The organism is Ruegeria sp. HKCCSP346 (genome assembly GCF_017872595.1).
Taxonomy (GTDB): domain Bacteria; phylum Pseudomonadota; class Alphaproteobacteria; order Rhodobacterales; family Rhodobacteraceae; genus Ruegeria.
Genome location: NZ_JAEDOT010000018.1, coordinates 2,501 through 6,180 on the forward strand (window position 1 = coordinate 2,501; position 3,680 = coordinate 6,180).

Annotated in this window: 1 tRNA gene and 2 rRNA genes; all 3 read left to right on the forward strand. The window is 53.3% G+C overall.

What is annotated here, in order from left to right:
• Positions 1-318: 318 nt before the first annotated feature.
• Positions 319-3,184 (forward strand): 23S ribosomal RNA (locus I9185_RS20285).
• A 188-nt stretch (positions 3,185-3,372) separates the two neighbouring features.
• Positions 3,373-3,487: ribosomal RNA gene (gene rrf, locus I9185_RS20290) — 5S ribosomal RNA — on the forward strand.
• A gap of 115 nt (positions 3,488-3,602) precedes the next feature.
• Positions 3,603-3,679, forward strand: a tRNA-Met gene (locus I9185_RS20295).
• Position 3,680 lies beyond the last annotated feature (1 nt).

The window sequence follows — 3,680 nt, forward strand, 5'->3', positions numbered from 1 at the left end:
TTGGGTCTAGCCGGCCCTGTCTCGTGTATCGCGACTGAAAAGAACAGAGTTGTCCAAGTCAAATATACTAACCCGAGCGACCTGCGTTGATCAGCTGCACGGCTGGGAGACCATATGGGGTTGCTCAATTGTCCTCGTCCAAGTGGCGGGGGCGGGAAATGTATGTTTTTGGTTCAGAAGAATGACTGCCTTTAGTTACCAGCTGGGCGGTCTCGATCGATTTGATTACTAGCGCAGCTTTGGTTGTGTGCGGTCAAACGCACTCAAGTAGCCGAATAGGCGGTAGTGCCAATATCAAGTCTTTCTTTTTCTGGATCAAATCAAGCGCGAGAAGGGCGTTTGGTGAATGCCTTGGCAGCAAGAGGCGATGAAAGACGTGATACTCTGCGATAAGCCATGGGGAGCTGAGAATAAGCTTTGATCCATGGATCTCTGAATGGGGCAACCCACCTGAATGTTTGTTATTGTTAGCTGTGCTAATCAATAATGAGCATGAACAGGTACTTAAGACCTGAATACATAGGGTTTTAAGAGCAAACCCGGGGAACTGAAACATCTAAGTACCCGGAGGAAAGGAAATCAATTGATACTCCCCTAGTAGCGGCGAGCGAACGGGGACCAGCCGAGCCGGATAAGTGACTAGAACACGTTGGGAAGCGTGGCCATAGCGGGTGACAGCCCCGTATAGGAAGCTTTGACGGACGTATTAAGTAGGGCGGAACACGTGAAATTCTGTCTGAAGATCGGAGGACCACCTTCGAAGGCTAAGTACTCCTTGCTGACCGATAGCGAACCAGTACCGTGAGGGAAAGGTGAAAAGCACCCCGACGAGGGGAGTGAAACAGTACCTGAAACCGAACGCCTACAATCAGTCGGAGGCTCCTTGCGAGCTGACGGCGTACCTTTTGTATAATGGGTCATCGACTTGGTCTCACGAGCAAGCTTAAGCCGTTAGGTGTAGGCGTAGCGAAAGCGAGTCTTAATAGGGCGAATGAGTTCGTGGGATCAGACCCGAAACCGAGTGATCTAGGCATGGCCAGGTTGAAGGTAAGGTAACACTTACTGGAGGACCGAACCCACATCCGTTGAAAAGGATCGGGATGAGCTGTGCCTAGGGGTGAAAGGCCAATCAAACTCGGAGATAGCTGGTTCTCTGCGAAATCTATTTAGGTAGAGCGTCATCCGAATACCCCGGGGGGTAGAGCACTGGATGGGTAATGGGGCCCCACAGGCTTACTGATCCTAACCAAACTCCGAATACCCGGGAGTACTAGATGGCAGACACACTGCGGATGCTAACGTCCGTAGTGGAGAGGGAAACAACCCTGACCTACAGCTAAGGCCCCCAATTCATGGCTAAGTGGGAAAGCAGGTGGGACGACCAAAACAACCAGGAGGTTGGCTTAGAAGCAGCCATCCTTTAAAGATAGCGTAACAGCTCACTGGTCTAAACAAGTTGTCCTGCGGCGAAGATGTAACGGGGCTCAAGCCATGAGCCGAAGCTTAGGATGCCGTAAGGCATGGTAGCAGAGCGTAGTGTGACATAGAACTCATCCTGTATTGCCGCCGGTTATGTGGCGCGAGTAATCGCGCTCAAGTAGCCGAATAGGCGGTAGCGCAGGATAGAGTTCTTTCGATGAAGCCGGCCTGTGAGGGATCCGGTGGAGAGATCACTAGTGAGAATGATGACATGAGTAGCGACAAAGAGTGTGAGAGACACTCTCGCCGAAAGTCCAAGGGTTCCTGCTTAAAGCTAATCTGAGCAGGGTAAGCCGGCCCCTAAGCCGAGGCCGAAAGGCGTAGGCGATGGGAACTAGGTTAATATTCCTAGGCCAGGAGGATGTGACGGATCACAGGTGTAGTTCAATCTTATCGGATTGATTGGGCTGCTGAGTGGTTCCTGGAAATAGCCCTCCATCAGACCGTACCCTAAACCGACACAGGTGGACTGGTAGAGCATACCAAGGCGCTTGAGAGAACGATGTTGAAGGAACTCGGCAAAATACCTCCGTAAGTTCGCGAGAAGGAGGCCCGGTTCCTAGGCAACTAGGGGCTGGGGGCACAAACCAGGGGGTGGCGACTGTTTATTAAAAACACAGGGCTCTGCGAAGTCGCAAGACGACGTATAGGGTCTGACGCCTGCCCGGTGCCTGAAGGTTAAAAGGAGAGGTGAGAGCCTTGAATTGAAGCCCAGGTAAACGGCGGCCGTAACTATAACGGTCCTAAGGTAGCGAAATTCCTTGTCGGGTAAGTTCCGACCTGCACGAATGGCGTAACGACTTCCCCGCTGTCTCCAACATCGACTCAGCGAAATTGAATTGCCTGTCAAGATGCAGGCTTCCCGCGGTTAGACGGAAAGACCCCGTGCACCTTTACTACAGCTTCGCACTGGCATCAGGATTGTGATGTGCAGGATAGGTGGTAGGCTTTGAAGCAGGAACGCAAGTACCTGTGGAGCCTCCCTTGAGATACCACCCTTCGCACTCTTGATGTCTAACCGCGGTCCGTTATCCGGATCCGGGACCCTGCGTGGCGGGTAGTTTGACTGGGGCGGTCGCCTCCTAAAGCGTAACGGAGGCGCGCGAAGGTTGGCTCAGAGCGGTCGGAAATCGCTCGTTGAGTGCAATGGCAGAAGCCAGCCTGACTGCAAGACTGACAAGTCGAGCAGAGTCGAAAGACGGCCATAGTGATCCGGTGGTCCCGAGTGGAAGGGCCATCGCTCAACGGATAAAAGGTACGCCGGGGATAACAGGCTGATACTGCCCAAGAGTCCATATCGACGGCAGTGTTTGGCACCTCGATGTCGGCTCATCTCATCCTGGGGCTGGAGCAGGTCCCAAGGGTACGGCTGTTCGCCGTTTAAAGAGGTACGTGAGCTGGGTTTAGAACGTCGTGAGACAGTTCGGTCCCTATCTGCCGTGGGTGTAGGAGACTTGAGAGGAGTTGCCCCTAGTACGAGAGGACCGGGGTGAACGATCCACTGGTGGACCAGTTGTCGTGCCAACGGCAGTGCTGGGTAGCTATGATCGGACAGGATAACCGCTGAAGGCATCTAAGCGGGAAGCCCCCCTCAAAACAAGGTCTCCCTGAGGGCCGTGGAAGACCACCACGTCAATAGGCCGGAGATGTAAGCGCAGCAATGCGTTCAGTTGACCGGTACTAATCGCCCGATAGGCTTGATTTGATCCAGTAATGGAAAGACAAATCACCAAAAGCATACACTGACCTTGATTATGGACAGCGTCGCAGCGCCAAGCCGCGATGTTGGTTGATTATATAACCGAGTGGCACCGCGCATTCGCAAGCGAATACGCTGCCTGCCAACCGTCGCTTTCTTGCTCCGCAAAAAAGTCGACATGGGCTTTTCCTCGGTTTGGTGGTCATAGCGCAAGTGAAACACCCGGTCCCATCCCGAACCCGGAAGTTAAGCACTGCCGCGCCAATGGTACTTGGGCTTAAGCCCCGGGAGAGTAGGTCACCGCCAAACCTAGAAAAAGCCCATATCTCTCTAACACGATGACACAATACCCGGCCTCAAATAGCGCAAGCGATAGGCCAACCAAAGACCTCAAGTAGCGTAAGCGCTAGGTCACAAAAACTGTCGCGGGATGGAGCAGCCCGGTAGCTCGTCAGGCTCATAACCTGAAGGTCGTAGGTTCAAATCCTACTCCCGCAACCAA